We start from the raw sequence: 19,705 nt of genomic DNA on the forward strand, positions 1-19,705 counted from the left end.
AATTCCTAAATCAGTTATATAGATTTTGTCTATCAAAGAATAAAATATATCGATTGTAATTATTTGACTAATGTCATAAGTTTGTCGGCCTTTCGGGCCTTTGAGTATTAGAATAAGCGCATAAAATAGTTACTACAAACATTAAAAATGGAAAAAGATTCACAAGACATGAGTAAATGTCCGTTCCACAACGGAAGTCTGAAAAACAAAGTAAGTGGTGGCGGAACCAGGAATCAGGATTGGTGGCCAAACCAGCTGAAGTTGAATATTCTGCGTCAGCACTCATCATTGTCAAATCCAATGGACAAAGATTTTGACTATGCCGAGGCGTTTAAAAGTCTTGATCTCGAAGCGGTGAAAAAGGATTTGCATGCGCTGATGACTGATTCCCAGGATTGGTGGCCCGCAGATTTTGGACATTATGGTCCGTTGTTTATTCGTATGGCATGGCATAGTGCGGGTACATATCGTGTACATGATGGACGTGGCGGTGGTGGTGCTGGTCAGCAGCGTTTTGCTCCATTGAACAGCTGGCCGGATAATGTAAGTCTTGACAAAGCGCGTCGTTTATTATGGCCCATTAAACAGAAATATGGCAACAAAATATCCTGGGCTGACCTGATGATCCTGACAGGAAATATTGCACTCGAATCCATGGGTTTCAAAACATTTGGATTCGCAGGCGGACGCCCGGACGTTTGGGAACCGGATGAAGATGTGTACTGGGGTTCAGAAACAAAATGGCTCGGAGGTGATATACGTTATGCCAATGGATCTACCGGTGAAGACAAGAAACACGGAGTAGTAGTATCTGATGACGATGCTGATGGTCAAATTCATTCAAGAAATCTTGAGAAACCTCTGGCGGCTGTTCAGATGGGATTAATCTATGTAAATCCGGAAGGACCTGATGGAAATCCTGATCCGATAGCTGCGGCTAAGGATATCCGTGATACATTCGGAAGAATGGCGATGAATGATGAAGAAACCGTTGCTTTAATTGCCGGTGGACATAGTTTCGGAAAGACCCATGGAGCAGCTCCGGCAACGCATGTGGGTAAAGAGCCTGAGGCAGCAGATGTAGAGTTACAAGGGTTGGGTTGGTCAAACAGCTATGGCAGCGGTCGCGGTGCTGATACCATCACCAGCGGCCTTGAAGTCATCTGGACAAAAACTCCTACACAATGGAGCAATAACTTCTTTGAAAATCTTTTCGCATTCGAATGGGAACTCACTAAGAGCCCGGCAGGTGCGCACCAGTGGGTGGCAAAAAATGCTGACCCATTTATTCCTGATGCTTATGATGGCAGTAAGAAGCATCGTCCGACAATGTTGACGACTGATCTCGCATTGCGCATGGATCCGGGATTTGAGAAAATCTCCAGGAAGTTTCTTGATAATCCGGATGCGTTTGCTGATGCATTTGCAAGGGCATGGTTTAAACTGACGCATCGTGATATGGGACCACGTTCACGTTATCTCGGCGCCGATGTACCCGCTGAAGAACTGATCTGGCAGGATCCGATCCCGGCTGTCGATCACGAACTGGTCGATGATAATGATGTAGAAAATCTTAAAACAAAAATTCTTGCATCAGGTCAGAGTGTGTCAGCATTGGTTTCTGCTGCATGGGCCTCAGCTTCTACTTTCCGCGGTTCAGATAAACGTGGTGGAGCGAACGGTGCGAGGGTGCGTCTGGAGCCACAGAAAAACTGGCCCGTAAATAATCCGGCACAATTGAATAAAGTACTGGGTGCACTTGAAAAAATCCGCGATGAATTTAATTCAGCGCAGAACGGCGGAAAGAAAATTTCTTTGGCCGATCTGATTGTTCTCGCAGGTAATGCTGCGGTTGAAAAAGCAGCAAAAGATGCCGGTCACGAAGTTAAGCTTTCGTTTAGCCCTGGCCGTATGGATGCTTTGCAGGAGCAAACGGATATTGAATCTGTAGGTTATCTCGAGCCACTGGCTGACGGCTTCCGAAATTACCGCAGAACAAAGATTGCTGTATCCACAGAAGAGTTGCTGATCGACAAAGCCCAGTTGCTGTCGCTTACCGCACCTGAACTTACAGTTTTGGTTGGCGGAATGCGTGTGCTGGATACCAATTTTGATGGATCGAAACATGGTGTGTTCACACAAACTCCAGGCATGCTTACGAATGATTTCTTTGTGAACCTCCTCGATATGAACACAAGCTGGAAAGCCACAGGCGAAGACCGCGAAGTATATTTAGGAAGCGACCGGAAAACCGGTCAGCCGAAATGGACAGCAACACGTGCGGACCTGGTGTTCGGATCTAATTCCGAACTGAGAAGCATAGCCGAAGTTTATGGCAGTTCGGATGGAAAAGCAAAATTTGTCAGGGATTTTGTAGCCGCATGGACTAAGGTGATGAATGCAGACAGATTTGATTTGAAGTAGATATTGATAGGGTTAAAATAAAACCGGTGACGTTGTTCGTTGATCGTTCATCGATTAAACCATTGAAAAAAGCAGCTGAATTGTCAGCTGCTTTTTCGTTTATGCATCAATTTATTCTGATTGTTTAAAGTTGCTTTTTTACTTCTGGTAATTTGTTAACTTCAGCTATGGCATATCCCATAGAACTGATTCTTTCCCGCCACCTTGCGGAAAGCCTGGCGACGCCGGTTTTTTTAACGGATACTACAGGAAATCTCCTGTTTTATAATGAGCCGGCAGAAGATATTCTTGGGAAACGATTTGAAGACACGGGAGAAATGAGTGTTGAAGAATGGGGAACTATTTTTAAGAATAAGGACGACGACGGTAATTCTATTCCATCAGAAGATCTTCCGCTCGTTAAAACTTTAATGACTCAACTGCCCTATCACCTGACCTTCTGGATTGAAAGTCTGCAGGGAACTGCTGAACGTATATCTGTAACATCTTTTCCGATTATTGGCAGGGCCAAAACATTTCTTGGTGCCATCGCGATTTTCTGGAGATCAGATTCAACTGCATGAACATAACGTTGTGGGGCGTACGTGGATCCATACCCACGACCAGTCCTGATACAGCTGCGTATGGAGGAAATACTTCCTGCGTAGAAGTGGATGCGGACGATTGGATGCTTGTGCTTGATGCAGGTACCGGTATACAGGGCCTGAACCGAAGTAAGAATTTGCGGAAGGGAAGAATTGATATTTTACTGACGCATTTACACATTGATCATATCCAGGGCCTTGGTTTTTTTCAACCGCTTTTCGATCCTGAGGCAGAAGTACATATCTGGGGACCCGCCGGGAATTCGCAGAGTTTGCGGGCGCGACTGGGACGGTATTTTTCGCCTCCCCTTTTTCCTGTTTACTTTCGCAACCTGACATGTAATTTGATTTTGCATGAAATTGAAAAGAGCGAGTTCACAATCGGACCTTTCTCTGTGTCGTCGGATTATGTCATTCATCCCGGCCCGACTGTTGGATTTCGAATTCAAAACCAGGACAGCGTTTTCACTTATATCCCCGATCACGAATTTGTCCTGGGTTCAAATCCGCTAAAACTGAAAGATCTCCGCTGGTTATCCGGGCGAACCCTTGCAGACGGTGCAGATTTGTTATTACACGATGCTCAATATACCACAGATGAGTATCAGAAAAAACAAGGCTGGGGGCACAGTTCTATGGATGATACCATTCACTATGGGAAACTGAATCAAGTAAAAAAGTTATTGCTGACGCATCATGATCCGATGCATTCTGATGAGCAATTGAATCTTCTCAAAACACAACTCAGGGAAAAGTATAATTCTGCAGTGGATTTTGATATAGCCGTGGAAGGCTCGAGGATAGAATTATAGTATGAGGCCCCGGCTTTATAAAGCCTCAAAAATTCCTTTTTTCGTATCTGTTGCAGCCGTATATTTGCAACCCTGAATACGAGAAGGGGCTCGTTGTTTAACTGACAATGATTTCCGGCTTGTCACCTGCCCAGGTGGCGAAATTGGTAGACGCACTGTGTTCAGGTCGCAGCGCTCGCAAGGGTGTGCTGGTTCGAATCCAGTCCTGGGCACAAGTTTGAAAGGCTCTGTATTGCAGAGCTTTTTTTATTCCACTTTCCCTTCGAAACTTTGCCTGACCAGCAGGTTGTATAAATTTTTTTCATCAACATCTCTATTTCTCCTTCTAATTTTAAAATTCAAGTCTGATATTCCTTTTTGATCTCGCTTCTTGCGTATAGGACCTTACTGTGAAAACCATCTTTAACAATAGTGAAATTGTTCATTGGAGAATCATAAAATCCTTTGCGGCGAAAAAAGACCTAGTGAAGTCTGATAGCAAAATAGTTTCCGGTGCGTTTGTGGTAGCGGGACTTTACAAATCAGGTCCGATGAATCTTAATATTTAATCTTGCCCCTAAATAATTGAAAGCAGAAAATTCTCCTCAGTAAATTCCTTATTACTGCCTTCCGATTTTGATGATTCCGTTTGGGGATTTCTGATCTACCTGTCTTATTTCGTTTTCATTTCATTATAATCTTTCGACAGCGTTTCCTGATGTGACGACCGCTCCAACATATTCTTTATCCTGTCTTTGTATCTGATAGCTTACTGCACTTTGCAGGCATACGCATTTCTTTAAGGATTACACGAAAAAAATCATGTTTGCAAATCAATGCCAGGCTTTCTCAAACCCACTTTCAATACAGGCTGCTCAATTTTGTAAAAGATATTAATACCTGACGAATATCATCCATCTTCCCGCACCGGAAAATAATCGCACCTGATCAAAATCAGTAAAATTCTAACCATGTTTAGATAGTTTTCAACTGCCTGTTCCGTCAACAATTGTGTACCTGATGGCATAGAGAATTACTTCAGGCCGGCAAGGCCCTTTGTGTCAGCAGTATGGCTATTTTCTGTCAGGCTGTAAATCAAGTTTTGATCTGGTAAGTAAATATGAACGAAAGCTATTCCGACTGTTCACCCTCTGAAACGACAAAAATTACGTGCCTTCAATTTCATCCTATTCTCAATAAAAAATTCTTATGGTACGACTAATTGCATTATTGCTGTTCCTCACTCCCCTGGTAGGTAAGGCACAAAAACAGAAAACGCAATCCAAAAAACCCAATATACTTCTCATCTGTACCGATGACGTAGGGATATGGAATGTAGGAGCGTATAGTCACGGTATGATGGTACCAACCCCTAACATTGATCGTCTTGCCAATCAGGGAATTCTTTTTACTGACCATTATGCAGCGCCTTCCTGTACGGCAGGTCGGGCAATGCTGATAACCGGTCAATTGCCCATTCGAACCGGGTTAACTACTGTTGGTATGGCTGGATCACCTGTTGGATTAAGTGAAAAAGATCCAACACTTGCAGAGGTACTTAAATCCGTTGGTTATCGCACTGGCCAGTTTGGTAAAAACCACCTGGGCGATCGAAACGAGCACCTTCCTACCGTGCACGGTTTCGATGAATTCTTTGGCAATTTGTATCACCTGAACACGGAAGAGGAACCTTATCTGGCTTCCTGGCCGAAAGACTCCGGATTCGATCAGCGCTACAAACCCCGCGGTGTGCTCGATTGCAAAGCAACTCGTGTTGATGATACAACAGTTGATGGCCGGTTTGGCAAAGTGGGAAAACAAACAATCAAAGATACCGGGCCACTTGATCCAAAACGAATGGAAACAATAGATGATGACTTTAACAACCGTGCAATGGAATTCATGCAACGGTCGGTCAAAGCCGGTTATCCGTTTTTCGTGTGGCTCAACCCCACGCGCATGCACATTTACACGCATTTGCGGCCGGAACGCAGAAATCTCGCAACACCTTATTCTTCCGAATTTGACATTTATGGCAGCGGTATGATGGAATTGGATATGATGATTGGTGCAGTGCTGAAAAAACTTGATGATTTAGGGATTGCTGAAAATACCATCGTGGTATTCACCAGCGATAACGGGGCCATGGTCGATTGGTATCCCGATGCCGGTACAACGCCTTACAGAGGTGAAAAAGCAACAACCTGGGAGGGCGGCGTACGTGTCCCATTATTAATTCGCTGGCCTTCAAAAATCCCGGCAGGGTCCGTTTCCAACGGCATACAGGATCATACTGATCTTTTTACCACACTTGCTGCGGCAGCCGGTATTGATGACCTTCACGATAAACTGATGAAAAGCCATAAGGTTTTCATTGACGGTGTGAATAACCTCAACCACTGGTTGGGCCAGGGTCCATCGAGTCGCAAATTTGAAATTTATTACAACGAAAAGGAATTGACAGCTGTACGGATAGGAAACTGGAAATCACACATGATGACACGCGATGGTTTTTTTGATTACAACAAACCCAGTGCACTGCTGTTCAATTTACGATCAGACCCATTTGAACGTCACGATCAATGGAAGTCCAGGGATGTCGCGATGAGACTTGGAGTAGCCTGGGGAGGTCAGATACAAGACTTACTGACAGAACATTATAAGACCCTTAGTTTGTTTCCACCCAGGCAGGAAGGAGGTACACTTCGGTTAGGAGAACAATCAAAGGACTAAATTTTCACTATGAAATCCGGAGCGAATTTAATCCTGTTTTGTTTGTTAATTGCTTCGGGTAGACTTAATGCACAAGGTCATTATTCAGGAAGCAGTTTCAATCCAAATGATTAATAACTGTAACGTTAAGAAAAATGGCTTGTTCGAAATCATGCAGAATCCACCGTTTTGTGTTGAAGTAAGTCAGAAGGTAAAAACGCATTCAATTATACTCATGGCACTCAATTTTGGCAAATGGAAAATTCTAAATACAAATTGGAGTTTAATCGCTTTGCCGATGATCCTGAAGAGAATAGTGTTACGCATTTTAATGGTCAGGATCTCTCACAACCACAGGCAACAGTGATTGTTACAAAATCTATACGTATGGTAACAATCGGTAGATGAAATAAGCAAAATCTCAATTTTCGAAAATCTTCGAATAGACTTATTACTCTTTTACCGAATCATATATCTCTCTCGCCCTTTCCATCGTCATCTTCTTATCCTGATCCAGACCTTCTGCAATCCTGGATATTCTTTTCTGATTCAATGGATTTGAAATGTGAGCAAGAGTAGAATGATACACGGATTCAATCAGATCACTGAATTTTTTTCTTCTTTCAGGTGGAAGTACCTGTGTATAGGCGTGCACCAGTCCCCGTGTATAGCTATTGTGCCTGTTGTCAGCTGCAGACATACCAGCAACATATCCTGCAAAGAAAATACTCATTTCACGTTTTAATCTTTCCTCGTCGTTTTCGCCACCATGACTATCGATTTTCTCAAAATCCAGGTCGTCCTGATCGAGTGAAGCATTGAAATTGATGTTATGCTCCGTAGCCATTAAAATCTGCGATGCTATGCGTCGTGAAATTTCATTCCCATTTGCCATGTGTTCGTCTTATTTGAGGAAAATTAAAGATAAGTAAATCGATGTATTTGAATACATCGTTAACCTTTCTATAGAACGGTTCCCCTTCAATAAAACTGCCTGGATCATTAATGACCTAACTATATTATAATAAATAATTTGTCCGCCCTGTTATACCTTCGCCGTATTAAACTGTGTGTATGAAATACGAAAATCTGATCGAAAGTCAACCCGCGGAACTGGTCGGGAAATTGTTGAATGACCTGAAGAAACAAAAAGCTATTGAAATACATTTTGATTTTGATGATGATGACGATCAGTGGTCAGTTGTAAGGATTCATACCGAAGATGATAATGAAATCTCTTTGCGACTTCACGCAGAGGATAAGTATGTGTTGGCCTATGGATATTACGATGAAGATGACGATTTTGTTGAAATAAAGAGGACCCTCAGTGAGGATGAAACCTCAACTGTTCCGAAAAAACTGCAGAAAGCTATGGCAAAGGTGCTTGAAGATGAAGAGGGCCTGCGCTTGCCGGCAAATATCCTTTCTAAATAACCGGGCTGCTCTCAACCGGGAAAGTTCTCTTTCGAAATCCATTTTCCTGTTTGTTAAATTTTCTTAATATCCGATTGGGTAAAAGAAAATTTATTTGCGGTTTTAAAAACATCACTATATTTGCTAACACTGTTAGGTAAATATCATGGGTATTGCAGAAAGAAGGCTGAGACAAAAAGACCAGATGCGTAGTGATATCCTCACTACTGCCTGGAAGATAGTGAAGGAGGAGGGCTGGCAGTCGCTTTCCATCCGGAAAATCGCAGATGCCATAGAATACAGCATACCTGTCGTTTACGACCACTTTGAAAACAAGGAAGCAATCCTTCTGGAATTCGGAAAGCAGGGTTTTGAATTACTGACAAAAAAATTACAGCAGGCGAAGAAAAAATCAGAAGATCCGGCCGAACAGTTAATGGCGATCGCTGATGCTTACTGGAATTTTGCATTCAAAAACAAGGAATATTATCAGTTGATGTTCCAGGTCGGTATATCAGGTTGTGAAATGGAGAAGTGTATTCCACAGCAGTCCGTATTTAGAGAACTCGTTCAGGAACCCATTGAAAAAATCCTCAAACAAAATAAAAAAGCAGAAGTTAATTCCTGCCTGAAGTATCACACATTCTGGTCGGTGATGCACGGGCTCATCTCTATCAAAATGCTTGGTAACACAGAAATTGATGAAGAACTGAATAAAATGGTGCTCGAAGATGCCGTTTCAGGTCTTATTAAAAACCTGGGCAAGTAATTTTTTTTTGCTCTATTCGGTTAACGGTGTTAGGTTTTATTTTTGTGTTACCAATTTATGATCACTTGCCATAATTGCGGATATTTTCCGGTAACGGATTTCCTGCATTGAAAAAACCTCATATGTATTTGAAAATGTAACCCTTCCGGGAAACCGGTGTAAAAAAGTTTTATGCGAAATCAACAAACAACAAATAACCTACTTACAATGAAGCCATTTACCGGTGTTCGTGTGTTATCGGTGCTTATTATTCTCATTATATTGATTACTGTTAATGCGTGCACCTCTTCTACGGGAAAAGAAATGGTACAACAAACTCCGGCACCAGCATTGCCCGTGATTAGTCTGTCAAAATATCCTGCAACAATATACCAGGAATTTTCTGCAACACTGGAAGGAAGCCAGGATATAGAGATACGCCCCAAAGTCGATGGGTATATTGAAAAAATTTATATCGACGAAGGAATGGCAGTTAAAAAAGGGCAGCCTTTATTTCTGATTAATGATCGCCCCTATCGCGAACAGCTCAATAACGCAAAAGCGAGTCTTGTCGCCGCAAAGGCAAACCAATTGAATGCAGAAATCAATGTGTCGAAACTGGAACCCCTTGTAACAGCAAATGTGATATCCGAAGTTCAGCTGAAAACTGCAAAAGCGGTTTACGATGCTGCAACCGCTTCTGTAAGCCAGGCCGTTGCCCTCGTGCACAACGCGGAGATAGACCTTGGATATACTTTGATAAAAGCACCTGCCGATGGATATATCGGAAGGATCCCTTTTAAAACCGGAAGCCTTGTAGGTGTTACAACAACAAATGCGCTGACTGTTCTGTCGTCGATTAAAAAAATCTATGCGTATTTCTCTTTCAGCGAAAAAGATTTTCTTCAATTTTCTGAACAGTTCAAGGGCAATACCATTGAAGAGAAAATTAAAAAATTACCAGAGGTCGAACTTGTACTGGCCGACAATAATGTATATCCGATGAAAGGAAAAGTGGAGACGGTTTCTGGTCAGTTTGACGATCAGATGGGTTCCATCAGTTTTCGTGCATCATTCGAAAACAGTGGCGGGTTATTGCGATCAGGAAATACCGGAAAAATCAGGTTACCAAAATTGGTTGATACTGCCTTGATTGTTCCTGTTGAATCAACTTTCGAATTGCAGGATAAAGTATTTGTATTTGCCCTTACAGACAGCAATAAAGTTGTAAGTACACCCATACAGGTATCTGGTAAATCAGGAAATTATTATCTGGTGGGAAGCGGCATAGCACCTGATGCTAAAATTGTTTATTCCGGATTCGAAAGACTCAGAGATGGAGTGGTCATAAAACCAGAGCCTGTTTCTGTCGATAGTCTTTTAAAATCGCGACCGCTGTAAATCTAAATATCAATTCCCTTCGAGGAAATTGATACCCTGCGAATAAAGCAGGGATTAAGAAAAAAACAGATTTCGATCTCAATTAATTCTGATCATGAAAATTTTATTCATGTTATCAGACCGGGCAGTTTATGCTCAAAAAATAAATTTAAACCGCACACATGTTAAAGAAATTCATAGAAAGACCGGTATTATCTTCCGTCGTTTCTATCATACTTACACTTCTTGGATTGATATCCCTCTACGCTTTACCGATAACATTGTTTCCGGATATTGCTCCACCGAGCATACAGGTTACAGCTGTTTATCCCGGAGCGAATGCGGAGACCGTAGCGCGTTCAGTCGCCACTCCGCTGGAGGAAGCGATCAACGGTGTAGAAAATATGACGTACATGACATCTAATTCCAGTAACGATGGAACGATGTCGCTCACCGTTTTTTTCACACAGGGTACCGATCCGGATATCGCTTCAGTGAACGTTCAGAATCGGGTATCTAAGGCCGTTAGTCAGATTCCGCAGGAAGTGGTTCAGGCGGGTATTTCCACTCAGAAGTCGCAGAACAGTATCATCATGTTTGTTGCTCTTTCCAGCCAGGACAGTCTGTACGATGAAACCTTTCTACAGAACTATATCAAAATCAACCTGATTCCTGAAATACAACGTATTCCGGGCGTAGGACAGGCACAGATATTCGGCGCTCACGACTATTCCATGCGGATCTGGCTGAAACCTGATCGTCTGATTGCAAATAATGTTTCTCCACAAGAAGTTACCAGCGCCATAAGAGATCAAAGCCTGGAAGCAGCTCCAGGGCGGTTTGGAGAAAGCAGTACTGAAACTTTTGAATATGTTTTGAAGTACAAAGGCAAGCTGAATAAGAATGAAGATTACGAGAACATCATCATCAAAGCCAATAATGATGGATCACTGCTTCGACTCAAAGATGTTGCCCGTGTAGAATTTGGATCTTATACTTATTCTTCAAACAGCAGATTGAACGGAGGAGCTACTTCAGGGTTTGCTGTATTCCAAACGGCAGGCTCCAATGCCAATGATATTCTTACGATTGCAGAAAAGAAGATCAAAACATTTTCTGATAATCTTCCGAAAGGCGTGCAGGCGACCATCATGTACAATTCAAAAGAATTCCTGGATGCCTCTATTGGCCAGGTTCGGGAAACATTATTGATTGCGTTCGTACTGGTATTCCTTGTTGTATTTATTTTTCTTCAGGATCTGCGTTCAACGTTGATTCCTGCAATCGCAGTGCCGGTCGCTATTATAGGAACGTTTTTCTTTATGCAGCTGTTTGGATTTACCATCAACCTTCTAACGCTGTTTGCATTGGTTCTGGCCATCGGAATTGTGGTGGATGATGCAATCGTTGTAGTTGAAGCGGTACATACAAAAATGGAGAGCACCAACTTATCAGCGCGTGCGGCAACGGTTCAGTCTATGAATGAAATATCCGGCGCTATCATTTCAATCACCCTTGTCATGGCTGCCGTGTTCGTTCCTGTTGGATTTATGCAGGGCCCGGCTGGTGTATTTTACCGACAGTTTGCATTCACACTTGCGACAGCTATTCTGATCTCCGCATTAAATGCACTGACTTTGAGTCCTGCATTGTGTGCATTGTTCCTGAAAAGTCCCCATGAAGCAACGAATGGTCAGTCGAAAAGAAAAAGTTTCGGAAAAAGATTTTTCAAAGCTTTCAACGCCGGGTTTACATCTATGACAGACCGATATGTTGGCTCGTTGAGGTTTCTGACCAAACAAAAATGGGTTGCTCTTGGTGCTTTGGTCGTCATTTCGGCAATTACATTTTTCCTTGCACGAAAAACACCTACAGGATTTATTCCGACAGAAGACCAGGGCTTTATTTTATATGCTGTAAATACTGCGCCTGGAAGTTCCCTGGACAGAACCAATAAGGCCATGGAGGAAATTGATAGTATCATCAGAACCGAACCTGCGGCATACAAACGTTACACTGTTGATGGTTTAAATTTCATAACCAACGCAAACGCTTCTTCTTATGGTGCAGGTTTTATTCGCATCAAAGATTATGGTGAACGCGGGCCGGTAGAAAATATCAACCAGATCTCCAATTCTCTTGCGCAGAAAGTAAGCCAGGTGAAAGGGGCTAATACTTTCTTTTTCACCTTCCCTACCATCCAGGGTTTTGGTAACGTCAGCGGATTTGAATTTATGTTACAGGACAGAAATAATGATCCGTTGGATAAACTGGCAAACAATACCAATGCATTTATCGGCGCATTGATGCAGCGAAAGGAAATTGGATATGCATTTACCACGTTTGCGACAGGCAATCCACAATACCTGCTGGAGATTGATAATGCAAGGGCAAAACAGTTAGGCGTTTCCGTCAGCGAATTACTGCAAACCCTTCAGATCTACTATGGTAGCAGTTTTGTTTCTGATTTTAATCGTTTTGGGAAGTATTATCGGGTCATGGCGCAGGCAGATGTATCCTATAGGGCCGATGCTGCTTCTTTAAACAATATCTATGTTAAGAATGCGGCAGGTGAAATGGTACCTGCAAATACTATGGTAACATTGAAGCGTGTGTATGGCCCCGAAACCGTTACCAGGAATAACCTGTTTAATGCTGTTACCATCAACGGAATTCCAAAACCCGGGTACAGTACAGGAGATGCGATCAAAGCAATCGAAGAAACTGCCAAAGAAGTGTTGCCGAGAGGATATACTTACGAATGGACGGGTATGACAAGAGAAGAAATCAATACCGGCAGTCAGACAGCCTATATCTTTTTGCTGAGTATACTCTTTGTTTATTTCCTTCTGGCAGCACAATATGAAAGTTATATTCTTCCACTTGCTGTAATTCTTTCTGTACCGACAGGAATCTTTGGAGTTTTTCTTTTGATTTCTCTTTCTGGTCTTGAAAACAACATTTATGTGCAGGTTGGATTGATCATGCTCGTCGGGCTGCTGGCGAAAAATGCAATCCTGATTGTGGAGTATGCAATCCAAAGACGAAAGGCAGGAATGAGTCTGATTGACGCTGCACTTGAAGCATCCCGGCTCAGGTTAAGGCCAATTTTGATGACTTCCTTTGCATTCATCGTTGGTATGCTTCCACTGATCTGGACGCACGGTGCTTCTGCATTGGGAAATCATTCTATAGGTATCGGAGCTGTCGGTGGAATGCTGACCGGAGTTTTATTGGGCGTATTTCTGATCCCGGTACTTTTTGTTGTATTTCAATACCTGCAGGAAAAAGTCAGCAATAGGAAAGTTTTGACGACAGATGCAATTCCGGTACACAATCAAACTGAATTGATTAACAACTAAATCACAACCATGAAATCCAACACTAATTCAGGAAAAAAATTGCTCAGGACATTAAGGGTGCTTTTATACAGTTACAGAAAAAACAGAAATAAAGGGATACAGAAAGGTTTGGCTTTTGCAGATTAGATGAAAACCGATTGATTAAAGTTCAATTTGAAGGATGATGAAAACGAAAATATCAAAACATTATATACGGATCACGACACTCGTTGCATTTATGATTGCCATTTCCTGTAACCTGTCGAAAGAATATCAGCGACCTGAACTTGAGTTACCAACGCAATTTCAGCAGGTCAGTTTTGCTGACACCAGCAGTATTGCTGAGATCGAATGGAGACAATTTTTTACAGACACCACACTGCTTAATCTGATTCAGAAAAGTCTGACTTATAACCAGGATTTGCTGATTGCGGTAAAAAGAATTGAAATCGCGAAACAGCAGGTGAAACAGGCGAAGTTGCTGCAGTTGCCGGAATTTGATTTAAGAGTAACGGGACAGTATACCCGACCTTCGGATAACAGCCTGAATGGGATCAGTATAAAAAATTTTCTGAACTCCAGTTATCTCGAAAACTACCAGGCGGCGGTAGGTTTATCCTGGGAAGCAGATATCTGGGGGAAGATCAGGGCGCAGAAAGAAGTAACTCTGGCTCAATTTCTCCAGACAAATGAAGCAGCAAAGGCTGTACAAACACAGCTGATTGCTTCCGTTGCGCAGGGGTATTATGAATTGCTGATGCTCGATAAGCAGGAGGAGATCAGTAGAAAAACGCTTGCGCTCAATGACACTTTTGTAACCGCCACAAAATTGCTGAAAGATGCAGGCATCGCAAATATGCTTGCAGTACAACGCGCGGAGGCACAGAAACAGTCGACAGAATTGTTGTTACCACAACTGGAAGAGCGAATTGCATTGCAGGAAAATGCATTGCAGGTGCTGACAGGTCAGCTTCCGGGAAAAATTCGGCGCAGTGCTTCGCTCAATGATATCGACATTCCTGACAATCCGCCTGCTGGTCTTCCTATTGCGATGGTGAGCAGGCGACCAGATGTTCGATCCAGTGAAATTGAATTGCAGATCGCAACGAAAAGGATTGGAATTGCACAGGCGAATATGTATCCGGCGTTGAATATCACCGCTGGTGTAGGACTCGAATCTTTCAAAGCAAGCAACTGGTTCAACATTCCGGGTTCGCTTTTCGGACTAGCGGCCGGTACAATCGCACAGCCACTTTTTAAGAGGAGAGAACTTAAGACACAATACGAAATTGCGAAACTGGAACGCGAACAGGCAGTCATTGAGTTCAGACAATCTGTGTTAAATGCAACACGCGAAGTATCAGATGCACTTGTGCAGAATGAGAAATTGAAACAACAACAACTGATAGCCACTTCACAGGTGTCTACTTTTAATAGTGCGGTTTTCAATGCACAATTATTATTCAAAAGCGATATGGCCAATTACCTTGAGGTGATTACTGCGCAAAGCAGTGCTCTTCTCGCGGAGTTGAATCTTGCAGCAGTACAACGCAACCGGCTGAACGCTGTTGTTGATCTGTACCGCTCTCTTGGTGGTGGATGGAAATAAAAATTACCTGCTGCTATAATGCGGAAGAATATAGGATGGGTGTCGTTATTCGTCCAGGCTGAAAGCGACATACTGATCACCTGAACGTTGTTTCAATTTTCCTCCTCCGCAGGCGATGACAATGTATTGCTTGCCATTAACAGAATAAGTTGATGGTGATGCGAATCCTGCAGCCGGAAGTTTCGTTTGCCATAGGAGCTTTCCGGTGCGCTGATCAAAGGCACGGAACTTTTCATCCTTCGTGGCGGCAATAAAAATCAATCCGCTTGCGGTGATCAAAGGCCCGCCATAATTGTCTGTACCTGTGGGAGGAATTCCTTTCTTTATCAGCTCGGGATACTCGCCCAATGGCACTTCCCATAAATGATCACCGCTGTTCATGTCGATCGCTGTCAGCAATCCCCAGGGAGGATTGCTGACAGGGTATCCCGAAGAATCAAACCAGCGATTATAGCCGGTATGTTTGTACGGTGAAACAGATTTTCTTTCCGATTGAATGATATGATCATCTTCCGGTTTTCCTGATAAAAATTCGGTTATGGTTTTACGTTCGTCAGCATTCAAACTTGTAATGGAAGGCATCATACCCAGGCCGGTCACAATAATTTTATCAATCTCCGTTGCTGAATATTTTTTCGAAACATTTATCAAAGATGGAATACTTCCATCGGCATTTCCTTTCTGATCTTTTCCATGGCAACTGGCGCATACGGTCGCATACAGAGTACCTCCGCTGGAAATTTCTAACCTATTGGATACAGACTCAAGTGTCGTGTAACAAGGAATCTGCTTGGATGGAATAAACATGATGCCATCCGGGCTCACTGCTGCCCCACCCCACTGAGCGCCGCCATCCGTTCCCGGGAAAAATATCGTCCGCTGAGAAGTAACCGGAATAAAAGCTTCTCCTGTTCTTGAAGCTGCCAGTATCTTTTTTATTTCTACAGCATCTGCCGACCACTCATTAACATCTTTCTCAAGAAAAGCCTGCCGGTTAAATGGCAAAGGCTTTAAAGGAAACGGCTGAGTCAGACTATAATATTCACCATCTATTCCATCTGTTCGCACTTTTCTCTCTTCAATGGGAAATAATGGTTCACCTGTTACGCGATCGAAAATATAAACATACCCTTGTTTCGTAACCTGGGCCACAGCGTCAACTTTTCTGCCGTTGTGCGTTACAGCTAGTAAGTTAGGCGGCGATGGCGGATCACGATCCCAGAGGTCATGATGTACAAACTGAAAATGCCAGAGCCGTTTTCCAGTACTGGCATCCAGCGCCAGCAGACAATTTGCAAACAGATTGTCGCCTTTTCTATCTCCCCCGTAAAAATCATATGTTGCTGAACCAGTGGGAGCAAAGATGATTCCTCTTTCGGCGTCAAGTGCCATGCCTGCCCAGGAGTTTGCTCCGCCGGTACTAACGCGGGGATCAGCAGTCTGCCAGCTGTCTCTTCCAAATTCTAACGAGTCAGGAATAGTATGAAAAGTCCAAACCAATTTTCCAGTCTCAATATCGAATGCCCTTATATCGCCTAATATCGCATCATCTTCTTCGGCTACACGCATCCCGACAATGATCAGGTTTTTGTAAATTACATTCGGTGTATTCGATCGAAGATAATTGCCTGCATTTGTTCGATACAATCCGGTACGCAAATCAATTCGTCCATTGGCTCCAAAAGATTTAACCAACTCTCCTGATTTTGCATCGATACAGTACAAATAACTTCCTGCTCCCCAAAAAAGCTGTCCGCCCTCTTTTGCGGAATGATAAGTTACTCCCCTGCTCAGTGTCCCTTCATTACCCTGGATATTCGTTTTCCAAATCTGTACACCAGTAGCTGCACTCAATGCGAACAATTGTATATCTGCTGATACTCCATAGAGAATACCGTCAATAATAATCGGATTGCACTGCATCTGTGTTCCTTTCAAAGCGCTGTCATTGCCAACAGAATGATATGTCCAGGCAAGTTTTAGTTTCGGAAGATTACTGCTGTCGATTTGCTTTAAAGCAGAATAATGACTTCGTGAAAGATCACCATTATATTCTTTCCAGTCCGTATCAGCTTCCTTATTGCTTTGCCTGCAACCGGAAAAGAAAATATAGAGAAAACAAATGGAGATTAGTTTGAAAAATCTGAAATATGGAAACAATCGATAACAATCCTGATTTGGCACCATCTTTCAATCTAATCAAATTTTTGATTTCCATTGTTGGTCTTACAAGGCTCGCCAAAATTTTAGGCAGCCAGGCTAATAAATTCTATCACCAGCAGGAAATATCTGGAGCTGCCTTTTGCACACGCGCTTCCATCGTCACCCGCCCATTCGCTGATATATTCATATCTGGATTTTATACGGCTGATCAGAAAAACGCCAATGCAGTTTTTGAAAGATGTGGAATTGAAAGCGATGAAAGGAAAAGGTAATTTTAGAACAATATTGATGTTGATATTGAATATTTAAGAATTTAAGGATGACTACAGGATGCGTTGTTAGTTGTCTGCCTGCCTCCCAGTTGTTTGTCGGTTGACTGGCCAAAACCCTTTATTTATGAAGCCTGGAATTACTCGCTATTTTCTAAAGACTTCTACGGTCTGCCGTCTCGCTCTGCGGCATAAATTTCCTCGCCTCCAAACAATAACCTTCCCATTCTTACGTAAAACATCAGTTTTAATAAGTTCAGTATTTTCAATCCTGAATAACCCCGACCACTTATGAGCAGAAAAATGGTGTCCCTTTTTATTATTCTTTACACAATCATTTCTTCTGTGTATTCACAAAGCAGTGTGCAGGCAAAACTGCTGTCCAGTGAATTGATCATGAATGCCCCGCCGATGGCGGCTTCTCACGCAGCCACAATTATCGAATTACCAGGGAAACAACTGCTGGCAGCCTGGTTTGGCGGGCCGTTTGAATCAAGTCCCGACGTAACCATCTGGATGGCCAGGTATGACCAGGGAAAATGGTCGCAGCCTATACAAGTGGCTGATGGTATTGTGAGCAAAACAGAACGATATGCTTGCTGGAACCCGGTATTATTTTTAACGAAAAGCAATCGCGTAATGCTGTTTTACAAAGTGGGTCCGAATCCGAGAGAATGGTGGGGAATGATGAAACAATCAACAAATGGTGGTAAAACTTGGTCTGCTGCGGAACAATTACCGGAAGGCATCCTCGGCCCGATAAAAAACAAACCGATACAACTAAGAACCGGCGAAATACTTCATCCCTCCAGTACAGAATCGACGGATGAAGCAGTATGGACTATCCATCTGGAAAAATCGGATAGCCTTGGCCGTAACTGGGAAACAGTTGAGATTGAGTGCAATGATTTTGGAGTGATACAACCAACAATTCTCACTTACCCAGAAGGAAGATTGCAGATGCTGAGTCGCAGTAAACAAAACGCAGTTATCTCGACATGGTCATTCGATAATGGCGAAAGCTGGACAAGACTCAGTCCGATTGATGTGCCCAATCCGAATTCAGGGATAGATGCAGTCACGCTTCGTAATGGCCTGCAGGTGCTCGTGTTTAATCCAACAAGGCAAGGGAAAGACTGGTCAGCAGGTCGTAATAAACTTGCGGTGACGATTTCTGTTGATGGCTACTACTGGCGTGAGATTTATACGCTGGAAAATAATGCATCCGGTGAGTACAGTTATCCAGCTGTAATCCAAACTTCTGATGGGCTGGTGCATATTGTTTATACGGCGGATCGGAAAAATATAAAGCATGTGGTGTTGAAGATTTCTTAATAAAACCTGGCAGGTTTTAAAAACCTGGCAGGTCTGAAACCTGGTAGGTCTTAAACCTGCCAGGTTGGTATTGAAAGCTTAACCAGCCCCAATAAAGGCTTCGTTCAATAACTGTATTTAAACAGTTGATATTCAGTGAAACATTTACAGCTGCCGCCGCTATCGTCTTCCGTTGGTTGGTGCCAGGATAAAAACCCAACCTGGCAGGTCTTATACCCCCGAGGTTGGTGGTCAAAAGCATGGTTCAATTAACCTGGTTTTTATCAACCATTTGATTTTCAGCAACTTTTTTTATGGCATTAAAACGATTGAATTCTGTGCCCCGGGAGATTCTTACCATCAAACCTGGCAGGTCTAAGACCTGCCAGGTTTATAGCCAACACTGCCATAAGAGGTTCTTATACATTCAGGTCTAAGGCAAAAAACAATTCTGAATTGCAGGTGGAACTTGAAGCTGGTAAGATTTACTGTATCGAACTGGCAGTAAAGATGAGTATTGCTTATGCACGTGCGCATCTGAACCTGGTTAGTGATGAGCCTAAGAAAAAATACATGAATAAATGTAAGCCGGCCAACGAAAAGAAATTCTGACAAAGGGTATTCTCCCTTTAAAAGACGACGTGGTAAACTGAAGTCATAATCAACTGCATAATTTCGCCACCGTTTCAGTTTCAACTTCACATTAGAGTATTTTTAACAGCTTTATCTGTGCTAATTCCTGCCCTCACCCGTCTTTGATAAAAAGAGGTTTATGAAACGGTTGCTGTTTTACATAATGGCTATCCTGGTGATGGCGGTTTTTACTGCATTGTTGCAGGAAAGTCGCCGGGATTCAAAATTGACGGTCACAGAAAGCAATAGTGTTGATAATACCGACTCCACTTCTGATGGTGTTCCGGGAAGTTTTGACAGGCCTTAAAGTTCAAGAAGGTCTCC

At 42.8% G+C, this 19,705-nt stretch carries 16 protein-coding genes and 1 tRNA gene; 15 read left to right on the top strand and 2 right to left on the bottom strand.

Features of this window, described 5'->3' with window-relative positions; all coding sequences use genetic code 11:
* Positions 1–147: 147 nt before the first annotated feature.
* The 6 genes from katG (at position 148) to P2W82_RS03795 (ending at position 6,919) form a co-directional block, all read left to right on the top strand.
* Positions 148–2,424: a catalase/peroxidase HPI gene (katG, locus tag P2W82_RS03770; protein ID WP_336514503.1), complete on the top strand. Its 2,277-nt coding sequence runs from the start codon at positions 148–150 to the stop codon at positions 2,422–2,424.
* A 167-nt stretch (positions 2,425–2,591) separates the two neighbouring features.
* Entirely contained in the window at positions 2,592–2,987 is a 396-nt protein-coding gene (locus P2W82_RS03775) for a PAS domain-containing protein (RefSeq protein ID WP_336514504.1), read from the top strand.
* Positions 2,984–3,820, top strand: a complete 837-nt coding sequence (locus P2W82_RS03780; protein WP_336514505.1) for an MBL fold metallo-hydrolase — start codon at positions 2,984–2,986, stop codon at positions 3,818–3,820. Before P2W82_RS03775 ends, P2W82_RS03780 begins: the two co-directional genes overlap by 4 nt.
* Before the next feature lie 128 nt (positions 3,821–3,948).
* A tRNA-Leu gene (locus P2W82_RS03785) sits at positions 3,949–4,032 on the top strand.
* Between the two features lie 976 nt (positions 4,033–5,008).
* Positions 5,009–6,532, top strand: coding sequence for an arylsulfatase (locus tag P2W82_RS03790; protein WP_336514506.1), 1,524 nt, complete (start codon positions 5,009–5,011; stop codon positions 6,530–6,532).
* A 234-nt stretch (positions 6,533–6,766) separates the two neighbouring features.
* Positions 6,767–6,919: a hypothetical protein gene (locus P2W82_RS03795; RefSeq protein WP_336514507.1), complete on the top strand. Its 153-nt coding sequence runs from the start codon at positions 6,767–6,769 to the stop codon at positions 6,917–6,919.
* Positions 6,920–6,962: 43 nt separating this feature from the next.
* Here the strand turns inward: P2W82_RS03795 and P2W82_RS03800 are convergent, their stop codons facing one another.
* A complete protein-coding gene (locus tag P2W82_RS03800; protein ID WP_336514508.1) occupies positions 6,963–7,406 on the bottom strand; it encodes a hypothetical protein in 444 nt (147 codons plus the stop codon).
* Between the two features lie 179 nt (positions 7,407–7,585).
* On the opposite strand from P2W82_RS03800, the gene P2W82_RS03805 reads away from it, so the two are divergent.
* From P2W82_RS03805 to P2W82_RS03825, 5 genes are all read left to right on the top strand, one after another.
* On the top strand, positions 7,586–7,945 hold the full coding sequence (locus P2W82_RS03805; RefSeq protein ID WP_336514509.1) for a hypothetical protein: 360 nt from the start codon (positions 7,586–7,588) through the stop codon (positions 7,943–7,945).
* A gap of 145 nt (positions 7,946–8,090) precedes the next feature.
* Complete coding sequence (locus tag P2W82_RS03810) at positions 8,091–8,693, top strand: TetR/AcrR family transcriptional regulator (protein WP_336514510.1); 603 nt, start codon at positions 8,091–8,093, stop codon at positions 8,691–8,693.
* Positions 8,694–8,864: 171 nt separating this feature from the next.
* A complete protein-coding gene (locus P2W82_RS03815) occupies positions 8,865–10,073 on the top strand; it encodes an efflux RND transporter periplasmic adaptor subunit (RefSeq protein WP_336514511.1) in 1,209 nt (402 codons plus the stop codon).
* Positions 10,074–10,234: 161 nt separating this feature from the next.
* A complete protein-coding gene (locus P2W82_RS03820) occupies positions 10,235–13,414 on the top strand; it encodes an efflux RND transporter permease subunit (protein WP_336514512.1) in 3,180 nt (1,059 codons plus the stop codon).
* Between the two features lie 160 nt (positions 13,415–13,574).
* Positions 13,575–15,002 carry an efflux transporter outer membrane subunit gene (locus P2W82_RS03825; RefSeq protein ID WP_336514513.1) on the top strand — a complete coding sequence of 476 codons (1,428 nt, stop codon included), beginning with the start codon at positions 13,575–13,577 and terminating at the stop codon, positions 15,000–15,002.
* Between the two features lie 45 nt (positions 15,003–15,047).
* Here the strand turns inward: P2W82_RS03825 and P2W82_RS03830 are convergent, their stop codons facing one another.
* Positions 15,048–17,162, bottom strand: coding sequence for a pyrroloquinoline quinone-dependent dehydrogenase (locus P2W82_RS03830; RefSeq protein WP_336514514.1), 2,115 nt, complete (start codon positions 17,160–17,162; stop codon positions 15,048–15,050).
* Here P2W82_RS03830 and P2W82_RS03835 point away from each other — a divergent pair.
* From P2W82_RS03835 to P2W82_RS03850, 4 genes are all read left to right on the top strand, one after another.
* Positions 17,153–17,437, top strand: coding sequence for a hypothetical protein (locus P2W82_RS03835; RefSeq protein WP_336514515.1), 285 nt, complete (start codon positions 17,153–17,155; stop codon positions 17,435–17,437). The two genes, P2W82_RS03830 and P2W82_RS03835, sit on opposite strands and share 10 nt — an antisense overlap.
* A gap of 288 nt (positions 17,438–17,725) precedes the next feature.
* Positions 17,726–18,769 carry a sialidase family protein gene (locus P2W82_RS03840; protein WP_336514516.1) on the top strand — a complete coding sequence of 348 codons (1,044 nt, stop codon included), beginning with the start codon at positions 17,726–17,728 and terminating at the stop codon, positions 18,767–18,769.
* A gap of 435 nt (positions 18,770–19,204) precedes the next feature.
* A complete protein-coding gene (locus P2W82_RS03845; protein ID WP_336514517.1) occupies positions 19,205–19,360 on the top strand; it encodes a hypothetical protein in 156 nt (51 codons plus the stop codon).
* 160 nt (positions 19,361–19,520) lie between these two features.
* On the top strand, positions 19,521–19,688 hold the full coding sequence (locus P2W82_RS03850; protein ID WP_336514518.1) for a hypothetical protein: 168 nt from the start codon (positions 19,521–19,523) through the stop codon (positions 19,686–19,688).
* Positions 19,689–19,705 lie beyond the last annotated feature (17 nt).

Source organism: Pollutibacter soli (assembly GCA_029269725.1).
Classification (GTDB): Bacteria; Bacteroidota; Bacteroidia; order Chitinophagales; family Chitinophagaceae; genus Pollutibacter; species Pollutibacter soli.